The following is a 20,128-nucleotide window of genomic DNA, read 5'->3' as shown; positions in this document are numbered from 1 at the left end:
CTGTCTTATTTATTCATGGATTTAAGTGCAGCACGGATGATGTCGCTTGCTTCAGTATAGTCTGCTTTCACAGCATTAATCAGTTTTTGTGCTTCCAAAGGTTTATAACCTAAAGATTGCAATGCCGCTTCAGCTTCTGCAACAGCAGAATTACCCGTAAATTGTATTTGAGTTGAAGTCGAATTACTCGGTGTGGTACCTGTAGCAAAGGCTTTAAAGCGATCACGAAGCTCAATCATTAAACGTTCAGCTGTTTTCGCACCAACGCCAGGCACTTTAACTAAAGTTTTGACATCACCATTCTCAACAGTATGCACCAACATTTCTACACTCAGTGTAGACAAAATGCCTAAAGCCATTTTAGGGCCTACACCATTGACTTTTAGCAGGGTGCGGAAGATGGTTTTTTCTTGAGCGTTAGAGAAGCCATAAAGTAATTGAGCATCTTCACGGACGGCTAAATGTGTCCATAAGGTAACTTTTTGACCTTTTTGTAATTGGCAAAATGTTGAGAGTGGAGTGTCAATCTCATAACCCACGCCATTTACATTTAAAAGTACGGTAGGTGCTTCTAAAGCTAAGACTTCACCAATAAGACATCCGATCATTGAGTTTGTTCACTTATTTGTTAATGGTTGAATAGTAGATGCCATTTGCTCTAAACGCAAAATTGCTTTAAGAATTTCTTTGCGATTTCGGGCAGATTTTATCCAAGCAGGCAGTCGAGAAAAATAACTGGAATTTCCAGTACTTTGTGTCCTTTCACGTAAACCAGCATGTACAAAAGACTTTAATACTTGTAAATGCTCAAGATTATGTACATAAATATTCCCGAAACGAGTATGGGCGACTAAATAAAGCTTAAGCCCAAAGTGAGTATGTTCCAACCGATTCGCTTTTGAGAAAACAATTTTTTGAGATTTTAGCGCCAGTTTTGAAGTTTTTTTACATAAAGGGCAGACTGCTTCAAAATGTGAATTTGGGTTTTTAATATTCCGTATTTTTTCATTCACTGTTAGTTGAGCCCCTCCACAGAAGTGGCAACGTTCAGACAGATATACATAATAATAGCCATTAAATTCAATATTATATTGCGTGGAATGACTGTCTAAATGGCGATTGCACTTGCGACAGGTAAATACAAAATGAGCGCGACAATTACAACTATATAGAGTTGTATCTAGTGATTGATAATGGATAATTCCTGCTGTATCACAATCAGGGCAATGGACCCATTGATCGGCGTAAATAAATTGATATTTATAGATGCCATCATCAATATGCCGCGCAGTCATCAGAAAAAACCAACCTTATTACCTTGGAGTTCTTGCGCTAAGTTATAGGCTTGATGGTCTGAAAATTTACTCACAATATCTAAGACTTGCATAATATTGTCATAGTGATGATCACTAAAGCGTGCACCAAACCGTTCTAAAATAGACAGTAAACGACCATCTTTAAAACTTAATGTTTTATTCGGTGTGGTAAGGGGAATAAAGGCATCTAAAATATGCTGTAAACTTTGATGGGCAATAATTTCCAAACCTGATTTTTGCGGGTGTTCAAAGATTTTTTCACGAGCAAGATTTTTTGCTCGATCTATCCCAATCTCAATATCTTCAGCACAGTATTGCAATAACGAACCTTTTAGCTGCCCTGACAAAATTTGATAATGTTGTTTTGCGAAAGCGGTGGTTACTTCATCTACCAGACGTTTCATAACACGACCACGTAAGGCTGCAATTTTTTGTTGCCAAGTCATATATGGCATACTGAGTTCAGCGGGAACGCCATAATCTCCTAATAAATCAAGAAAAATAGGTTCAACTTCTTCATAGCTGAGCATATTGAGAATAATACCGTCTTCTAAATCAATTAAGGCATAACAAATGTCATCAGCAGCCTCTAATAAATATGTCAGCGGATGGCGACACCAATGATACTCACCCAATTGAATTAAACCGAGTTGATCTGCAATCTGTTTAAGAATTTCTTTTTCAGCTTGATAACAGCCAAATTTAGCACGTTTGCTTGCAGGAGTATTCCCTTGTGATTCGATGGTCTTAGAAAGCCAAGGATACTTTAAGTAAGCTCCTAACGTTGCATAAGTAAGGCGCATACCTCCATCATGAGGATGATAGTCAATTTTAGTAAGCAGTCTTAAACCTTGGGCATTACCTTCGAACTGTCGTACATCTGCTTGTTGTTCAGGGCTCAGGTCTTGTAAAAAATTTGTATGTGCAGCGTCATCAAACCATTCACGAATCGCGTATTCACCAGCATGTCCAAAGGGTGGATTACCAATATCATGTGCCAAACATGCAGCTTGAATAATTGCCCCTACATCCGCTGGGGAGATCCAAACGGGGAGTTCATTTTTGATTTTTTCAGCAGCGAGCATTCCCAAAGAACGCCCAATACATGACACCTCTAAAGAGTGCGTAAGCCGTGTATGAATACCATCATGTTGGGTTAGTGGATGGACTTGAGTTTTACGATTGAGTTGTCTAAAACTTTGCGAAAATATAATGCGGTCATAATCTTTATGAAATGGACTTCGTGCCTGTTCTGTACTTTGCTTTTTACTACCTAAACGAACTGTTGAAAGGAGTTCTAACCAACGCATTTGAGTCATTTATCATTATTCATTCTTTCGTTAATCGTATGATGCCAAATTTATTGAAAATGTACTAGGGGCAGGCGACGTAAGTTGTCTTGGTCGGTTTATATTTGAGAAATATTTTCCCAGTATTTTTTCACCCTTATATTTAAAATAATTCATAATGAGGTCATAAAAGTTGGCTTCAACACTAAACCAATCATCTCTCGCTATAATTGGATTCACGACAACAACAGAGCCATAATCAGGTTTTTCAGAATCAAGGTGAATTAAAAGCTGTTCACCATCATCTAAAAATTATCCAATAATACAATCGCCTGTTAATTTTTGATCTTTTCTATCCATTAAATATTGAGCAGTAAATTTTTAGAATGATCAGTAAACCAATTTATAATTTAGATAGTCCAAACACTAGGAAAATTTCCATGATTAAAGTTAATATGTTTAGACTTATAAACAGTTAAAATGAATAAACATTATCCTTGTATCATTAAAAAATAGAGTAAAGCATGAATAAAAAGTTCTTCTTATTAACTATGATTATTCTATTCGCAGCGTGTAGCCCAACTGATAAAAATCTATCCAATCAAAACAAAGAAATTGAAACACAGAAAAAGATTGAAGTGAGCAAAGCTGAAATCGAAGAAAGAATTCCTGCCAAGCCTGAACCAGTAGATCAAGCTTTGGCGACCTTTGCTTTTCAAGAAACGCCAGATGGTCATCTGACAAATAATTGTATTTGGACAGATGATCCAAATGCTCAAAATAAACAGTATTGGAGTATCTTACCGAGCAGTATGTTGAATGGAAAAGCTAAATTTACAATAGATGATCTTACGCCTAGCAAGGTGAAGGTTGGGCAACCAATTAAAAACTGCAACGAAGCTTATAAAAATGATACGGCAAACTATGCATATGCGATCAATAAAAGTGGTGATTTGGTCAATGCGGTGGCACTCAAACTCGATCGAATGACTCAAAATGCGGATCATACCTATACAATTGATCTGAATAAAAACTCGCATCCTGAAAAAATCTATGTGTGCTATAACATGGAAAGTTTAGATGTATTTTTCATTGACTCTGCATCTCAAAACCCATATTTAGAACATATCAATGTCCGATTATCCTATGATATTGATGGTGAAATCGATCCTGAGATTTCTTGTGGAAAAGTCTTTTATCAAAAAAGTGGAATCATTGTGAAAGAAGATCCCCAAACGGGTGAGTTTCATTATACAGCTCAATAATTCAATTGTTACGAATCATGTTTAAAGACGAAAGTCAAAGTAAATCGGATATTTAAAACCAAGATTTCAGCGTTTTTTAAGTGGGATATGACTAGCTGAAATCTTGCTTTCACAGTAGAATATGCGCTCTCTTCAAGTCACATTGAGGTAGGTTGCCAAAACCTGCCCGTGGAGCCAAAAACAGCATGTTTATCGTTGCCGGTGCACCTGCACACTCTTCTTTTAAGCAAACACAACTATTAACACGCCTTGCGTCGATCAGTTCTGTTCAATCAATAGAAAGCCAATGGGTTTACCTTTTCGACCAAACGCTCAACGAGCAACAACAGCAATCTGCTTTACAGCTTTTAAACGATGGCGCATCGTTTGAAGTTCGTCAGGCTGCAAGTGACGAAGTCCAGATTTTAGTCACGCCACGTGTCGGTACAATTTCACCGTGGTCATCTAAGGCAACCGATATTTTTGCCAACTGTAATACACCTGTACACCGCTTAGAACGCGGTGTTTTGTTTACTTTAAAGGGGATTTCTGAAATCTCTGATGCAGTAAAACAAATTTTACATGACCGTATGACAGAAAGCGTTTTCAATAAAATTGATGACGCAACAGCTTTATTCTCTGAAACTGAGCCTAAGCCTTTAAACTCAATTGATATTTTGGGACAAGGTAAAGATGCACTGGTTAAAGCAAACTCTGAGTTTGGCTTTGCTTTGTCAGATGAAGAAATTGACTATTTAACCGCAGCATTTAATAAGATGGGGCGTAACCCACACGACATCGAGTTGATGATGTTTGCTCAAGCAAACTCAGAACATTGTCGTCATAAAATCTTTGGTTCAGAGTGGACAATTGATGGTGAAAAACAACCATTATCATTGTTCCAAATGATTAAAAACACCTATAAAGAATCACCTACAGATGTTTTGTCAGCATATAAAGATAATGCTTCTGTAATTGTTGGTTTTGACACACAGCGTTTCTATCCGAAAAAAGATGAAGCTACGGGCCACCATATTTATAAATACAAGAGCCAAGCTGCCCACATTCTCATGAAAGTGGAAACCCACAACCATCCAACAGCAATTGCTCCATTTGCAGGTGCTGCGACAGGTTCTGGTGGTGAAATTCGTGATGAAGGTGCAACAGGCCGTGGTGGTAAACCAAAAGCGGGTTTAACGGGCTTTACGGTTTCTAACCTTAATATTCCCGGTTTTGAACAGCCTTGGGAAGAAAACTACGGTAAACCATCTCGTATGGCATCACCACTTCAGATCATGATTGATGGTCCTTTAGGTGGTGCAGCATTTAACAACGAGTTTGGTCGCCCTGCGTTAAATGGTTACTTCCGTACTTTTGAGCAAAATGTTAATGGCGAAGTAAAAGGTTTCCATAAACCGATTATGATTGCGGGTGGTTACGGGAATATCCGTCCTGACCATGTTGAAAAAGATGCAATTCAGCCAGGCGATTTACTGATTGTACTGGGTGGCCCTGCGATGCTCATTGGTTTGGGCGGTGGTGCAGCTTCTTCTGTAGATAGTGGTAAATTGGGTGAAAACTTAGATTTTGCTTCTGTACAACGTGAAAACCCAGAAATGGAGCGTCGTTGTCAGGAAGTGATTGATGCATGTTGGAGAATGGAAGACTTTAACCCAATCGTATCTGTACATGATGTAGGTGCGGGTGGTGTTTCCAATGCAATGCCTGAACTTGTAAATGATCACGAATTGGGTGCAACTCTTGATCTTCGTAAAATCCCATCGCTTGAACCAGGCATGTCGCCAATGGAAATCTGGTCAAATGAAGCTCAAGAACGTTATGTGCTTGCCATCAAACCAGAATCATTAGAGTTATTTGAATCGATTTGTGCACGTGAACGTTGCCCATTTGCGGTATTGGGTGAAGCGACTGAAGCACGTCAATTGACTGTAAACGATCCATTGTTTGAAAACAAAGCAGTGGATATGCCAATGCAAGTCATGCTTGGTGGCACGCCACGTATGAGCCGTTCATATGAAACGATTCAACGTAAAGGTGACGAGTTTGATGCATCTAAAGTCGATTTAAAAGATGCGATCTTCCGTGTATTGAAAAACCCGACAGTGGCTTCAAAATCATTCCTAATCACCATTGGTGACCGTTCAATCACAGGTATGGTATCGCGTGATCAGATGGTGGGCCGTTGGCAAGTTCCTGTTGCGGATGCTGCGGTAACCACAACAAGCTTACAAGGTTATACTGGTGAAGCAATGGCAATGGGTGAGCGTCCTCCTGTTGCATTGTTAAATCCTGCTGCTTCGGCACGTTTGGCCGTAGCTGAGTCCATCACCAATATCATGTGTGCCAATATTGAACAGATCAGCGATATTAAACTGTCTGCTAACTGGATGGCGGCCGCAGGTCAAAAAGGTGAAGATCAAGCATTATTCGAAGGCGTAAAAGCTATCGGTATGGAAATGTGTCCTGCATTGGGTATCGCAATTCCAGTGGGTAAAGACTCATTGTCAATGCGTACGACTTGGAATGACGAAGGCGAAGATAAATCTGTGACTTCACCAATGTCTGGTGTCATCACTGCATTTGCACCTGTGTTGGATGTTCGTAAAACATTGACACCTGAATTGAAAAATGAAGATTCAGTTCTGGTACGTATTGATTTATCTAAAGGTCAGTTCCGTTTAGGCGGTTCGATCCTTGCACAAGTGTATAAGGCAATTGGTTCTGTTACACCTGATGTTGATAACTTTGATGAGTTCAAAGCATTCTTTGCATTGGTTCAAGATTGGAATAATCGCGGTTTGATCAAGGCATATCATGACATCGGTGATGGTGGCTTATTGGCAACTGTTGCTGAAATGATGTTTGCTTCACGCTTAGGTGTAGCACTTGAAGATCAATCTAATGAAAGCTTATTTGCTGAAGAAATCGGCGCAGTATTGCAAATTTCTAAAGCAGACTGGGCAAGTTTGACAGATGAAGTTGCAACTTCTAGTTTAAGAGAAGCAATTCGTGTTGTTGGTACTGTCAATGATTCTGATAAATTGTCAGTGAACGGTTTGCTACTTGATCGTGCTGAATTGCAACAAGCTTGGACTGAAGTGTCTCATCAAATTCAACGTTTACGTGATAATGTAGAAACCGCTGATTCAGAATTTGCATTAATTGGTGATAAAAACCATAAAGGTATAATTGCATTACCAACATTTGATTTAAATGAGCCTGTTGAAGCACCTTATATCAATGAACGCCGTCCAAACATGATGATTTTACGTGAACAAGGCGTAAATGGTCATGTTGAAATGGCTGCGGCATTCGATAAAGTGGGTTTTAATACTGTTGATGTTCACATGAGTGATTTACTTTCAGGTCGTGTAGATTTAGACGACTTTGAAGGTCTGGTTGCTTGTGGTGGTTTCTCTTATGGCGATGTTTTAGGTGCTGGTGGTGGTTGGGCTAAGTCTGTACTGTTTAATCCTAAACTTCGTGATCAATTTGAGAAATTCTTTAACCGTGATAATACTTTCTCTGTAGGTATTTGTAATGGTTGTCAAATGTTGGCTCAGCTTGCGCCACTCATTCCGGGTGCAGACAACTGGCCACGTTTCCGCCGTAATACTTCAGAAGTATTTGAAGCACGTGTTGTGAATGTGAAAGTTGAGAAATCTCCATCGATTCTTCTAGAAGGTATGGAAGGCTCTATTTTACCAATCGCTGTTGCACATGGTGAAGGTCGTGCAGAAACTTCTGCTGAAAACTTTGCTGCGTTAAATGCGGGTAACCAAGTAATTTTACGTTATGTAGACAGCTTGGGTAATGCAACTCAACAATACCCATTGAATCCGAATGGCTCTCCTGAAGCGATTTCTGGGGTGACTTCAAAAGATGGTCGTGCAACGATTATGATGCCGCATCCTGAACGTAATTTCCGTGCAATTCAGCACTCTTGGAAGCCTGAAGAGTGGACTGAAGATGGTGCATGGTTACGTATGTTCCGTAATGCGCGTAAGTTTATTGGTTAATTAGACTAGACCAATGAATTGTAAAAGCCCCGTAAGGGGCTTTTTTGTTTTTAAACTGATCAATATTTTCATTATCTCCACTCAATGGTGAGATTTATGCTGCCACGTGATAGCGGCACTATGTATGATTAAATAATGAAACATCAAAATGAGTTGATTTATATCAAGTTAATTATATAGATAAGTATAAGATAATTTTAGTTACAGTTTTAACGTTGGTTTATTTTTTGCATGTTATACATTGTCTATTAAAAGACCGATGTTTTGCCCCAAAGATGTTCCATGATGTAGCAAGAATGAGGTGATAAAATGATAAGAACAGTCAATTATTCAACAGCAGATAAGGTCATCCTTCGCCAAAAAGGCTGGAAATGGTTTAGTGTTATTTTAGCTGTACAAATGCTGATTATTCTCAGTGCGTATTTAATTGCATAGCTAAAGAAACGAGTACGTTTTCTGATTGATAATTTTAAATGTTAATGACAAAAGCCACTTTATTGTGGTTTTTGTGTCTCTGATAACAATATGGTCATGAGATAAACTCAAGAGCAAGCTATTTACATGTTTACTGTAAATAGCACTTATATTTATTTTGATTTAGATGATTTTTCTGCTGCTTGTGCTTCTCGTTCAGCAGCTTCGGCAGCATCAGCGGCTGCTGCCGCTGCATCTGAAGCAGCGGTACTTGTTGAGATGTCAAAATCAACATTTTCAGGTTCTAAAGCTGCCTCTTGAACAGCATCAAAAGATACAATCTCAGCCTCTCCACCACTAGGAATGTATTCGGAAGATTGTGCAACATCCTCATTTTTAGCATTTGCTTGACTTAAAAATATGCTTGATAGCATGACTGCAATTAAATAGCTGTTTCTCATTGGTCTTTCTTCTATGAAATCTAAAAATATAAAGGTAGCTATTTAATAATTTAAAGTAAATATAAACCGTCTTATGTGGTTCGCTTTTTATGGGAATACAAAAATTGTCAGATGATGAAAATAAACAAAAAAAGTATTAATATGAGAGAATTAATTTAGAAAAATCAAAAAATTTAAATAGATGAGTTTATGAAAAGAAGCATATTTCTAGTACTAATCCTGGTTTCTTTATCTAGCTGTTATCCCATATATAAAACACAGAAGCCTCAAGTGACTGTGACTGTTGTAAATGAGCAGGGAGTAGCAATTCCTGATGTAAAAGTCGTGTTAGTAACGGCAGTACATCCTGCAAAAATAGATGATCAATATGATGAAAAGTTCACAAATAAATTGGGGATAGTGAATTTTGAAAAACGGGCCGAATGGAAAGTTGAAAGCTTAATGATTCATGGGGTGCAAGTTTACGATTGGAATGTATGTCTTGCAAAAGATGGTTATTTAACCCAAGAGTTTATTAAGATAGCTTCAGATTCAAAAATTAAAATAATATTGCTCAAAGGAAACAATCCATCAAGAGAGTTTCCTTATTTTTGTTAATTAATTAGAGAAAATCACAATTAATTTATAATAAAAATATCAAAATTACGGCTGTGTTGAACATGATATTGATTTTGCAACGGATCTAATTTTAAATCTCCCGCTTTTGCAAAGACGACCAATTTTTGCTTAGATTTTATTGCTTGGTTAAATTGTGAAAACTCCCAAAGATACTGCGCTTTGTTGGCTTCAAAAAGTAAGCCATCTTTAAGTTCAAGGGAGGAACTATCAGTATTTACTTTTGACCAATTTTTTACAACATAAACAGGATTTTTGAGATTCAATAAGAAAGGAACATCATAGAAATAATTATCATAAAAAACGATAGGTAGATTCTTTGGAATATCTTGAACAAAACTAACCTGATTTGAGTTAGATTTAACATCAAAGAATTGCACGCTACTACTTGCCATACTACATAGCACCATCATGCAAGCAACAATAAAGGTGAAAAAATCAATTTTATGTTTTTTAAACAAGACGATTAAGATACCGCAGAGAATCATCACAATTCCTGCAACTGCGAAAATTTGATTTTTCTCAGCGGAGTAAAAGCCAATATCTCGATGCATGGTAAATGGGGCAACGACTAAGCAAATCGCCAATACAAATAGTAATGTTGGAAGTGCATAAACTTGGAACTTGCTCAATTTATTTTCTTCAATGATTCGATTTGTCATAAGTGCGAAAATCATTGTAAATGGGGCTATTGAGGGTAAAATATAACCTGCAAGTTTCGATGGCGGGATCGAGAAGAACAACAAAACGGACAACGCCCACCAAATGAGTAAACTAAAAATAGGTTGGGTTGTTTGTGCGCGAATGGCGGTGCTCGAAAATTTGAAGCCATTAGCGAGTATGATTGGTAAAAAATTCACAAACAGTAAGGCAGCATAAAAATACCAACCTTGTTTATTATTAAATTCGCCAGAGTTAAATCGACTAAATTGTTGCTCAATAAAAAAGTAGTGTAAAAAGTTTGGATAATGTTGTTGAACGATAAATACCCAAGGCAAAGCAATTAGCGCAAATAACAAGAGACCAAACGGGTTTAAAACTGCTGGGATTTTTTTCCATTGTCCTATGTAAATCATCCAAGGAAGAATAACCATTCCTGGAATCAGTACACCAATTAATCCTTTACTTAAAAATGCACATGCACATGCAAAATAACCGAGGAATAAAATATTTCTTTTACCACTGAGGATGAAATCTGCAAAGCAAAATACTGTTAAGCTAATCCAAGATGCAACTAATATGTCATGATTAATGTATTCAGCGCAGCCATAAAATAATAACCCAGTTGCTAAAATAGCAGTCGAAATTTGGGCAATTCTTTCATTCACATGTTTCTTAGTAAAAACAAATAAACTGACCAACATGATAATGCCAGCAAATGCAGGAACTAGACGAGCAACCCAAACATGTGAACCAAATATTTCCATTAAACTTGCTGTTAACCAGTGTAGTAAGGGTGGTTTATGCATAAATGGAATACCATTTAATCGTGGTATTAACCAATCACCACTTTCATACATCCAGCGGCTAATATCCCCATAGCGTCCTTCATCTGGCACAGACATTGGGCGAATAAAAACTGAGATGAGTAACCAAAGTGATAAGCAAATCAGCAAAGTTTTAGATGAACGAAAAATAGGTTTCATGGCGCTTATCCTGAAAATTTAAAAGCAAAAAACTTGCTTAAAAAAAATGTAAAAATTGCTGTAATCACAATAGTTAAAATGATAAGAGTTGATAAATTTTCAGCATGGAAAAAATGCTGGGTCGTGAGTAGGAATGCTTCGTTAAAGATAAAACCTAGACAAGCAACAAGTAAAAATTTGGGTAATACATGTATATGTCGAGTTTTTTGTGCATTGAAGGTAATTATGCGATGCCCAAAGTAGCTCACCCAAAATGCAATGCTGAACGCGATTAAATTCTCTAACGCAAGTGTTATTGATGTGAGGTGGATAAGCAGCATTAACACCAAATAATGTGTTAATGCTGCAGCGCCACCAACGATACAAAATTTTGAAAACGCATAAATATTTGAATTAACCATATTTTTAAAAGATTTTATTTTTATTTGAAGGTGTGTAATGAAGGTACTTCGTATTGGAGTATTTATTGGAAACAATATAACGAGGTCGATCTTTTGTTTCCGTATAAATTCGGCTGATATATTCCCCCAATATTCCAATAAACAATAATTGAATACCGCCCAATAAGCTGATTTCAACAATTAATGTTGCCCAACCTGGGACTTTTATACCTTCGGCTAAAGTCTCAAAAATAATATAGAAGCCATAAGAAACCGAACAAAGTGCCAACAAAGCTCCAAATGCGATACACGCTCTTAAAGGAAGATTAGAAAATCCTGTAAGTCCTGAAAGGGCAAGGTTAAATAAAGCCTTGAAGTTAAAGCTTGATTGACCATTTTTTCTTTCTAACTCAGAGAAGTGAATACCAATTGATTTAAAGCCGACCCACGCATATAAACCTTTCATATAACGGTTTTTCTCGGGAAGTGTTTTAATCGCTTCTACGACTTTTTCATCTAATAAGCGGAAATCGCCTGCATTTTCAGGAATAACGACTTCTGAACTTAAATTGAGAATTCTATAATAAACATATGTAAATAAACGTTTTAGTCCGGATTCAGTATTTCTATTGCGAATTCCATAAACCATGTCATAACCATTTTTCCAAAGATTGATCATGGTGGGAATAGCATCAAGAGGATGCTGGAAATCAGCATCGATCATTAAGGTTAGATTTCCAGTTGTATGATCTAACCCTGCACTTAAAGCGGCTTCTTTACCAAAATTTCGTGACAGTTCTAAAATTTTAAGTGGATAGCGATCCAACATACTTTCAAGCACGGTCATGGTATTGTCTTTGCTACCATCATCAATCACGATGATTTCAAAGGAAACTTTTTGCTGTTCCAATGTTGCTGCAAGAGCTGGAATAAATGTTTTTAAATTTTCTGCCTCATTATATGCAGGCACAACACATGAAATAAATGGTTCTAATCTATTCATAGCATTTCTACTCATAGCATTTGGCCTATTGGTTGGAGTTCAATATTGAAAGTTTTACAATCTCGAAAAAATTGTTCAGAGTTGAAATATTGGTACTCATCAATACGAGCATCTTGGATTTCGTCAAATTCTTTTGGTTGAGCAGCAGCAGGGTGGCACATGATCAATAACCCATTTTGAGCAGATTTTAGCCATTCATAATTCAGTGCAGCATAATTTTCATTCTTGAAATCATAAATTCCAGCAAAATAAGTATTCGTTTTGAAATGATTTTTTTGACTAAGTTTTAGTGTCTTTTTAGCACCAAGATATTCTAATGTTTTGCTTTTGAACTGATATTTATGAATAGAAATGGTGTGATCTAGATTGCGAATCCACCCGTTAAAGTTTTTTTCTTTTAATACATCGATTAAAACTTCACGAATGACAGGAAATTGGTGGATATGTTGGTGTCCATCTACAAAATTTGGCTGTGTACCAAGTGCTTCAACAAAAAGTTCCCATTGCTGGATAATGCTTGTTCTTATTTTTTCTTTATTTAAAGTTCTTGACCATGCTCTTAACATGAGTTCATTAAGTGGATAATAAAGGAAGTTGCTATGGTCAAAATAATGGGTAAAGTTAAGATGTAAACCAATTTCAATTGGATGATTTATCTCCGCTTTAAGCGCACGTAATTTATTTGCGTGTTTATGCCAAATTGGTGATTGTGTCATACATGATGTTGCTTGCAAGGCATTTTTTTTAAGAAGTACACATACGGCATGACTGATTTCATCATTCAATGCAAAATCATCAGCACAATAACAAATCATTTTCATGTGTAGCACTTCCAATTGTTTATACTGATTGAAAATTAAACAAAATTGTATTCCACATGTTCTTAAAACATATTGGACTGCTACTATTAAAAATATGACTTAAAATAACCTGAATCGGAACTTAAAACGTTTTAAGTAAGAAAAGCTTAATCAATTGTTATAATCTAAGTTTTTGAAATTTATAAAAATATTAAAATAATTATTTATCTGCAGTTTAAGCAAGTATATGCATTTATTTTGTAAGTAAATTTACCGCTTAAATTTTGATAACTATAGCGTATAAAAAAACCACCCGAAGGTGGTTTCTCTGATCTTAAAAATTAATGTGTGGCATCAAAATTATAAGATTTTTGTTTTTCAGTATCGAATTTGCCTTCCCATTTACTAATCACGAGAACAGCAAGTGCATTACCAATCACATTTAATACAGTACGAGCCATATCTAAAATACGGTCAATACCTGCAATAAATGCTAAGCCTTCTAGTGGGATACCCACGCTGCCTAAAGTTGCCAATAGAACCACGAAAGACACACCAGGAACGCCTGCGATACCCTTAGAGGTAATCATCAGGGTCAAGACCAAAACAAGCTGTTGAGTGATGGTTAAATCAATACCGTAAAGTTGTGCAATAAAGATAGCAGCAATACTTTGATAGAGTGTTGAACCGTCTAAGTTAAATGAATAACCGATAGGAACAACAAAACTGGTAATTGATTTTGGCGCACCATAAGCTTCCATTTTTTCCATCATACGTGGTAAAACGGTTTCAGAGCTTGCAGTGGAGTAGGCAAGAATAAGTTCATCTTTTAAGATTTTGATAATTGTCCAGATACTGAAACCACAGAATCTAGCCACAAAACCAAGCACAATAAAGATAAAGAACAGGATTGCCCCATAAACTAAAACAGCAAGTTTAATTAATGGTAATAATGAACTAAAACCAAAGTTTGCTACAGTCGCAGCGATCAAACCGAATACACCAAATGGTGCAAACATCATGATCATGTGAGTTACTTTGAACATTGTTTCAGAAACAGCTTTTAACACGTCAATTAACGGTTGCTTGGTTTCTTTAGACAATGAACCTAGACCAATACCGAAAATCACTGCAAAGAAAATAATCGGCAACATGTGCCCATCACCCATTGCAGCAAAAATATTCGGTGGGATAAGTGAAAGAACTGTATTCACTAAGCCATGAGCTTCATGGCTGACTTCCTGTGTCGTTTCTTTATATTGCGAAATATCAGAGGTTGTCAGTGTAGACATATCAATGCCTGCACCAGGTTGGAATACATTGGCAGCAACTAAGCCTACAATAATTGCAACTGTCGTAATAATCTCAAAATAAACAATGGTTTTTAACCCAAGTTTACCGACACTTTTACTGTCACCCGCATTGGCAATTCCTAAAATCAGCATGGAAAGCACAAGTGGAATTACAATCATTTTGATCAGATTAATGAAAATCTTACCCAATGGTTGTAAAAAGTTTGCAATGATGTCACCGCGAATTTCAGGTGCGTTGTGCAAAAAAGCACCAACAAGAATACCTAAGAAGAGCGCAATAACAATTTGCCAAGCGAGGCTAATTCTCATTTTCTTCATACTGAGCCCTTAAAATTCAGATTTTGGCGAAAAGGAAAACTCTATCAAAAAAACACAAAAGAAATCCCGCTAAAGCATGTGGGTGCCTTAGGGTGGGAGATTCTGAGTATTCAGAGTATTTCGAAAATGGCCTATTCTGACGCTATTTGCGTCAGCAATACTAACTTTTTTATCAAAAACGCGTTCAAATGATTAAAAATAGTTCAGTTTGATTAAAATATTCGATTTTATTGTTAATTTTAATTCATTATATAAATTAAATTTCACACAACTATTCTTATTTTTTATATGTTTGCGTTAGGCGTATATATGCCCATATCATCAAAATTCCTGTTAAGCATACGAGATAAATTAACTTAGGAATAACCACCTGAATCGGTACACCCATTTGATTTAACTGAATAAATAAATTAATCCCTTGAGTGGACGGGAAGAGGTGAGCAAAATACTGCATCCAAGTTGGCATTGCTTGCAGGGGCCAAGCTGCACCTGAGAGTAAAAACAATGGAATTGAGGTGAAAACGATCAGATGTCCAGCACGTTCTGAAATATCTAGATAGCTGGCTAAAAGCATTGCCATTGCAATCACGCAGCTAATAAAAATTGGAACGGAAAACAGCATGCCCCAGAAATTGCCGCCTCTCGGATAATCATTGATCCAGTAAGTGAAACCAAATAGATAATAGCAGCCAAGGCAACCAATCGTGAGCGCTGCTAGATAAATTCCAAAAAACTCAGCGGTTGTGGCTCGCCATCGTCGTTCACGATACCCCGCAATCAACATGCACAGACCTAGAACAATAGTCTGGTGAATGATCAGCGGTGCAATTGCAGGAAAGATATAACTGCCATATCCTGAAAGTGTGTTAAACAACGGGATTTGATGGATCGGAAGCGCGACTTGGAAATGTGAAATTTTGCCAAACCTTTCGGCTTGCTCTGCAACAGCATTTTCAATTGCAGTGGCTAAGCCTAAACCAATCTGTTTGGTTTTAAGAAAATAAGCACTACTGAGATATAAACCAATACCACCAGCCTCACCTCGAACCACACTATTGGATAGGTTCTCAGGTAATAATAAAATACCATCGGCTTTTTGCTCTTGAACCATCCGTTTTGCTTGTTCAAAATTTCCAGTAATTTCAGTAATTTTTACATTGGGACTTTTGCCAACTTCAGTAATGATGGTATTGCTCAGATAGCTTTGTTCTTCATCTACAATAATAATCGGTAAACTTTCAGCCGTTTGCGCTTTATAGGCTGTAGGATAAAAAATGCTATAAAAAAATACTGAAAGCACCATGGTGGTCAAAATAGACGAGTTTTTCCCAATATTTTTAAAAGTGTCTACATAGTATCGAGCGAGCTCTTTAAAGAATTTAATCATGTTTTGCTCCCTTTAAATTTTTATTGAGGAGTAAACTTGATAATGCGAAATAGAAAATACAATATGCAGCAAGGATGGCTAAAGGAACCATCGAAATAAAACTAGGGCTGCCAACAACCCATTGCTCAGTTTGTAATTTTGCATAAGGTGTATAAGGAATAATATTGGCCCAAAATTTGGTAAAAATTGGTGCATTATTTAAGGGAAGCGTTACCCCTGCAAAACTCAGCGAAGAGCCACCATAAACTGCAATAAATCCAAAAGTTTTAGATAAATTTTTAGTTGCAAGAACGACGGTACTACTGATCAGTGCATAGGCTGAATAAAGTAAGAACTGTCCAAGTAAAATCATCCATAGACTGCCAGCAATGAACCAACCTCGGATCGCCACCAGCCAAAACAGCCATACCCAAGTCCAAAAACAGAAAATTAACACATAGACCATATTTTTTGCCAAAAGTGCATTCAATACAGATTTGTCTTGAACCCATTGATTTAAGGTGCCGTATTTCAATTCTTGACCCACTGCAAAAGCCACACAACAACACAGCAATAAGTGCAAAATTGCTGGAATCATAAAAGGTTCTAAATAGAACTCATAACTGAGATTGGGGTTGAACAGGGGAGAAATTTTTATATTTGCGGTGGAAAGTTCAACATAAGGAATTTTATTTTCAAAATATGAATTTTTGGCAAAATCAGCAATGGCTTCAACTGTAGAGAGAAGCATTGCTGAAGAAATTCCATTACCAATACTAAAATAGGACTGATTAAAAGCAATACTGATCTGTGCATCTTGTGCTTGAACCATGCGTTGTTCAGCACCTGCTGGAATATGCACATATCCCCAAATCTTGGTCTGATTGAGCAGATGCTCAACTTCATTGGGATTGTCTGATACTGTGTAGATTGAAAGGGTATGATTATGACTCAGATACTTTTCTATATTGCGACTCAGTTCACTTTGATCTTGATCAATAATTGCAATCGGTAAATGTTCAGCTTTTCCTGCATAAAACATACTACTGAATAAAATAATCACAAAGAGCGGGGCAAGTGTGACTAAGCATAAATCCCATTTATGCTTGAGCAAATATTGAAGCTCTCTTAACATGCCCGTCCACATGTTTATTGGCTCTCTTTTAATTTAAAGATCACACTCATGCCTACTTTTAATTCAGGCACGGCTTCAGCGGGTGTAAGCTTGACTTTAAAACTACGAATATCATATCCACCTGTTTGACGTGTGGTTTTAATGGTTGCAAACTCACCTTCAGCATCTATATTTTTGATGTTAAATGACACTGTTTTATTGAGTGCAGGTATAAAACCATCTAAGCTTTTTGCTTGATAAACTTGGGTGTATTGATCTTCACGGACATTTAAACTGACCCAATTTTCTTCATCTTGAATAATACTCACAACAGGGACACCAATAGCCACCAGTTCTGAGGGTTTACCATAAGTTTTAGATACAGTGCCGTTTACAGGAGAATATAGTTTGGTTTCTGCCTCTAAAGCATTGGCTTCCGCAACAGCGGCTTTTGCAATTTCGACTTGTGCATCAGCCCCAGATTTTTGTTCAGCGGTACTGCCACGTTTTGCACGTGCATATTGCTGATAAGCTGCTTCACTCATTTGCGTGGCTGATTGCGCAGCGGCATGCATTTCATCACGGCGTTGACGCGAAATTACCCCTTGTGCAAAGAGGTTAGCACCACGTTGATAGGTCGTTTTTGCAAGATTTTCTTGCGCTTTTACACTTTGCCAATTGGCATATAAGGTATCAATATTTTCTTGTTGAGAACCTCTGTCAGCAGTCGATTGTAAGGCTAAGGCGGATTGTAAACTTGCCAGCGCTTGTTGTTTTTTGGCAGCAATTTCTGGACTACTTAGGGTAACTAACAATTGTCCTTTTTCAATTTTTTGACCATCGCTGACAAAGATGCCTTCTATCCGACTTGGAACTTTAGTGCTGACATGTAATGTTTCAGCCTCAACACGTCCTTGAACATCGACTGTTTTAGGTTGATAACTTTTCCATAGACCAAACGCAATCAATCCCAATAATAGAATTAAAATTATTGAGCCAATGACCAGAATTGTTTTCTTTTTAGAAGGTTTTTGATCAGCGTTGATGTTTGTCGCAGCACTTTGTTCCTGTGCTGAGTCTCTGATTGGTGTCTGTTTTTCAGCTTCAATTTGATCGGCTGTAGGTTGTTGTGCTACAGCTGTATCAGATAAAGCAGTCGGATCTGAATTGTTTTGTGTATTCATTTCTGGATGAACTAAATTTTCATTTGATGAAATATCTGAGTTTGCATCAGCTTGCGAAGTTGAAGATGAATCATTTTGTCCATTGTGATGGTCATGCTGTTTTGTCATTTTATGCTCCATCTTAACGAATATAATCAGTATTAGTTTGATTGACGTAGTCTTTAAATTGTTCAATAGAACCATGGCTTTGTAGCAAAGTTGCTAGAGAGAGTACGTATTTATAGGCATTGAGTGCTTTTTCTGTTTTGAGTAGGCTGAGTTGATTCTGTGCATCGATGACTTGAGTGGCGGTGCCCATATCTTCTTTAAATGATAATTGTTGGATTCTTAAATTCTCTAATACGGCTTGTTCATTTTGTTGCAGTAATTGATTGGACTGCTGTGCTGTGGCGAGTTCACTATAGGATTTGTAGATAATATTCTCAATCTCTTGTTGGGTGCGCGCTGTCATAAGCTCTGTTGCATATCTTTGTAATTCAGCGGCTTGGACATTTTTGTTCTTATCAATCCCTGAAAATAGGTTGTAGCGAGCAGCAACACCCACAATCCAGTTTTGGTTTTGATCTAAACTATATTCCCCAAACGCAAAAAGGGTTGGTTTTTTTGCGGCGCTCTGTATTTTGACATTCTGATTGGCAAGCTGCGTATCCATTTGCATTTTTCGAACTAGGCTTGAAGTTTCAGGATAAGAAGCAAGGAGTTGGTTGAGTGATTGGTTTTGCTGACGATTGACAAATAAGGGTGTCGTCAGTTGATCAATTTTGGATTTATGCAATAAATTTTGAAGTTGGAACTGACTGGCTTGTAAATTTGCTGAAGCATTTTGTTCTGAACGCTGGGCATTATTGCGCGCAACTTCAAATTGCATGCGCTGTCCTTTGCTAATAAATCCCTGTTTTTCAAGTTTGAGTGAATTGTCATAGTGTTGTTGCATTGCACTTAGATTGAATTGACTGGCATTGAACAGCTGTTGTTGTAATTGCACATTAAAATACGCCTGAATCACTTCAAAACGTTGTGTATCTTGCTGTTGTTTAGTATCGAGTTGACTACGTTCAACTTTTAAATTGGCAATCTGCTTTGTTGTCGAGGTAATCCCGCCAGTATAAATTGGCATCATCACAGAAACAGTAGGACGAACAACTTCATCTTCAAGGACAACATTGGCTGTATCTGGAATTAAGCCAATACCACTATGAATTCCTTGGTTTAGTCCTTGTTTTAAAGGATCTGTGATATTCGATGGAATGTTCTGTTCAGATTGCCATTGATCAACCCGATCATTCACCCCTTGTGAAAGCGTCTGTTCCAGATTATTTTTGACCCCATTTAGCGGAATATCTGTTTCAGTATGAAACTTATAGGCACGTACATTTAAATCGATGCGAGGTAGACCAATATTTTTGACAGCCTCTGCTTGAAGTTTAGATGCTTGATTGAGTGCTTGATTGGCTTGGGTGGTGTAAGAATTTTCAAGTAAATATTGTTCTGCTTGTACATAGCTTAGATTTTCAGCAAAGGTGACAGATACAAAGGCCGTATTTAAGGCTGCAAAACTGCTTACTTGTATCAATTTTGATAATGCTTGAAGTGAATAGCAAGTTTTAAATTTCATCTGAAAAATC

17 protein-coding genes are annotated in these 20,128 nt (G+C 37.2%); 4 read left to right on the top strand and 13 right to left on the bottom strand.

Annotation, left to right across the window (positions count from 1 at the left end):
* Positions 1-5 precede the first annotated feature (5 nt).
* The 3 genes from ruvA to AS4_RS13745 form a co-directional block, all read right to left on the bottom strand.
* On the bottom strand, positions 6-608 hold the full coding sequence (gene ruvA, locus AS4_RS13755) for a Holliday junction branch migration protein RuvA (protein ID WP_004724404.1): 603 nt from the start codon (positions 606-608) through the stop codon (positions 6-8).
* Between the two features lie 9 nt (positions 609-617).
* Positions 618-1,013: a hypothetical protein gene (locus tag AS4_RS22205; protein WP_227548079.1), complete on the bottom strand. Its 396-nt coding sequence runs from the start codon at positions 1,011-1,013 to the stop codon at positions 618-620.
* A 281-nt stretch (positions 1,014-1,294) separates the two neighbouring features.
* Positions 1,295-2,635, bottom strand: coding sequence for a deoxyguanosinetriphosphate triphosphohydrolase (locus AS4_RS13745; RefSeq protein WP_004724400.1), 1,341 nt, complete (start codon positions 2,633-2,635; stop codon positions 1,295-1,297).
* Between the two features lie 494 nt (positions 2,636-3,129).
* Between AS4_RS13745 and AS4_RS13740 the strand changes: the two genes are divergently transcribed.
* From AS4_RS13740 to AS4_RS22125, 3 genes are all read left to right on the top strand, one after another.
* The gene (locus tag AS4_RS13740) at positions 3,130-3,870 is read left to right on the top strand and encodes a hypothetical protein (protein ID WP_096734488.1); all 741 of its coding nucleotides are present in this window, start codon (positions 3,130-3,132) and stop codon (positions 3,868-3,870) included.
* Positions 3,871-4,055: 185 nt separating this feature from the next.
* Complete coding sequence (purL, locus tag AS4_RS13735; protein ID WP_096735533.1) at positions 4,056-7,889, top strand: phosphoribosylformylglycinamidine synthase; 3,834 nt, start codon at positions 4,056-4,058, stop codon at positions 7,887-7,889.
* A gap of 309 nt (positions 7,890-8,198) precedes the next feature.
* Complete coding sequence (locus AS4_RS22125) at positions 8,199-8,324, top strand: KGW motif small protein (RefSeq protein ID WP_004822645.1); 126 nt, start codon at positions 8,199-8,201, stop codon at positions 8,322-8,324.
* A gap of 152 nt (positions 8,325-8,476) precedes the next feature.
* Here the strand turns inward: AS4_RS22125 and AS4_RS13730 are convergent, their stop codons facing one another.
* Positions 8,477-8,764 carry a hypothetical protein gene (locus tag AS4_RS13730; protein ID WP_096734487.1) on the bottom strand — a complete coding sequence of 96 codons (288 nt, stop codon included), beginning with the start codon at positions 8,762-8,764 and terminating at the stop codon, positions 8,477-8,479.
* A 270-nt stretch (positions 8,765-9,034) separates the two neighbouring features.
* Here AS4_RS13730 and AS4_RS13725 point away from each other — a divergent pair, with 270 nt between their 5' ends.
* The gene (locus AS4_RS13725) at positions 9,035-9,361 is read left to right on the top strand and encodes a hypothetical protein (protein WP_227548078.1); all 327 of its coding nucleotides are present in this window, start codon (positions 9,035-9,037) and stop codon (positions 9,359-9,361) included.
* Between the two features lie 20 nt (positions 9,362-9,381).
* On the opposite strand, the gene AS4_RS13720 is transcribed toward AS4_RS13725, so the two are convergent.
* From AS4_RS13720 to AS4_RS13680, 9 genes are all read right to left on the bottom strand, one after another.
* Positions 9,382-11,025 (bottom strand): ArnT family glycosyltransferase, encoded by a 1,644-nt coding sequence (locus AS4_RS13720; RefSeq protein WP_096734485.1) that lies wholly within the window; start codon positions 11,023-11,025, stop codon positions 9,382-9,384.
* Positions 11,026-11,030: 5 nt separating this feature from the next.
* Positions 11,031-11,426, bottom strand: coding sequence for a GtrA family protein (locus AS4_RS13715; RefSeq protein ID WP_034613645.1), 396 nt, complete (start codon positions 11,424-11,426; stop codon positions 11,031-11,033).
* Between the two features lie 4 nt (positions 11,427-11,430).
* Positions 11,431-12,408: a glycosyltransferase family 2 protein gene (locus AS4_RS13710; RefSeq protein ID WP_034613749.1), complete on the bottom strand. Its 978-nt coding sequence runs from the start codon at positions 12,406-12,408 to the stop codon at positions 11,431-11,433.
* A gap of 11 nt (positions 12,409-12,419) precedes the next feature.
* Complete coding sequence (locus AS4_RS13705; RefSeq protein ID WP_096734484.1) at positions 12,420-13,229, bottom strand: ChbG/HpnK family deacetylase; 810 nt, start codon at positions 13,227-13,229, stop codon at positions 12,420-12,422.
* Between the two features lie 320 nt (positions 13,230-13,549).
* A complete protein-coding gene (gene gltP / locus AS4_RS13700) occupies positions 13,550-14,839 on the bottom strand; it encodes a glutamate/aspartate:proton symporter GltP (protein WP_004822623.1) in 1,290 nt (429 codons plus the stop codon).
* Positions 14,840-15,116: 277 nt separating this feature from the next.
* Positions 15,117-16,226, bottom strand: a complete 1,110-nt coding sequence (locus AS4_RS13695; protein WP_096734483.1) for an ABC transporter permease — start codon at positions 16,224-16,226, stop codon at positions 15,117-15,119.
* A complete protein-coding gene (locus AS4_RS13690; RefSeq protein ID WP_096734482.1) occupies positions 16,219-17,352 on the bottom strand; it encodes an ABC transporter permease in 1,134 nt (377 codons plus the stop codon). Before AS4_RS13690 ends, AS4_RS13695 begins: the two co-directional genes overlap by 8 nt.
* Positions 17,353-17,354: 2 nt before the next feature.
* On the bottom strand, positions 17,355-18,611 hold the full coding sequence (locus AS4_RS13685; RefSeq protein WP_096734481.1) for an HlyD family secretion protein: 1,257 nt from the start codon (positions 18,609-18,611) through the stop codon (positions 17,355-17,357).
* Positions 18,612-18,624: 13 nt separating this feature from the next.
* Positions 18,625-20,118, bottom strand: coding sequence for a TolC family protein (locus tag AS4_RS13680; RefSeq protein ID WP_096735532.1), 1,494 nt, complete (start codon positions 20,116-20,118; stop codon positions 18,625-18,627).
* Positions 20,119-20,128 lie beyond the last annotated feature (10 nt).

This window comes from Acinetobacter guillouiae (assembly GCF_002370525.2).
GTDB classification, from domain to species: Bacteria; Pseudomonadota; Gammaproteobacteria; order Pseudomonadales; family Moraxellaceae; genus Acinetobacter; species Acinetobacter guillouiae.
Note: the sequence above shows the minus strand (reverse complement) of the source record. Positions and strands in the feature narration are given on the sequence as shown.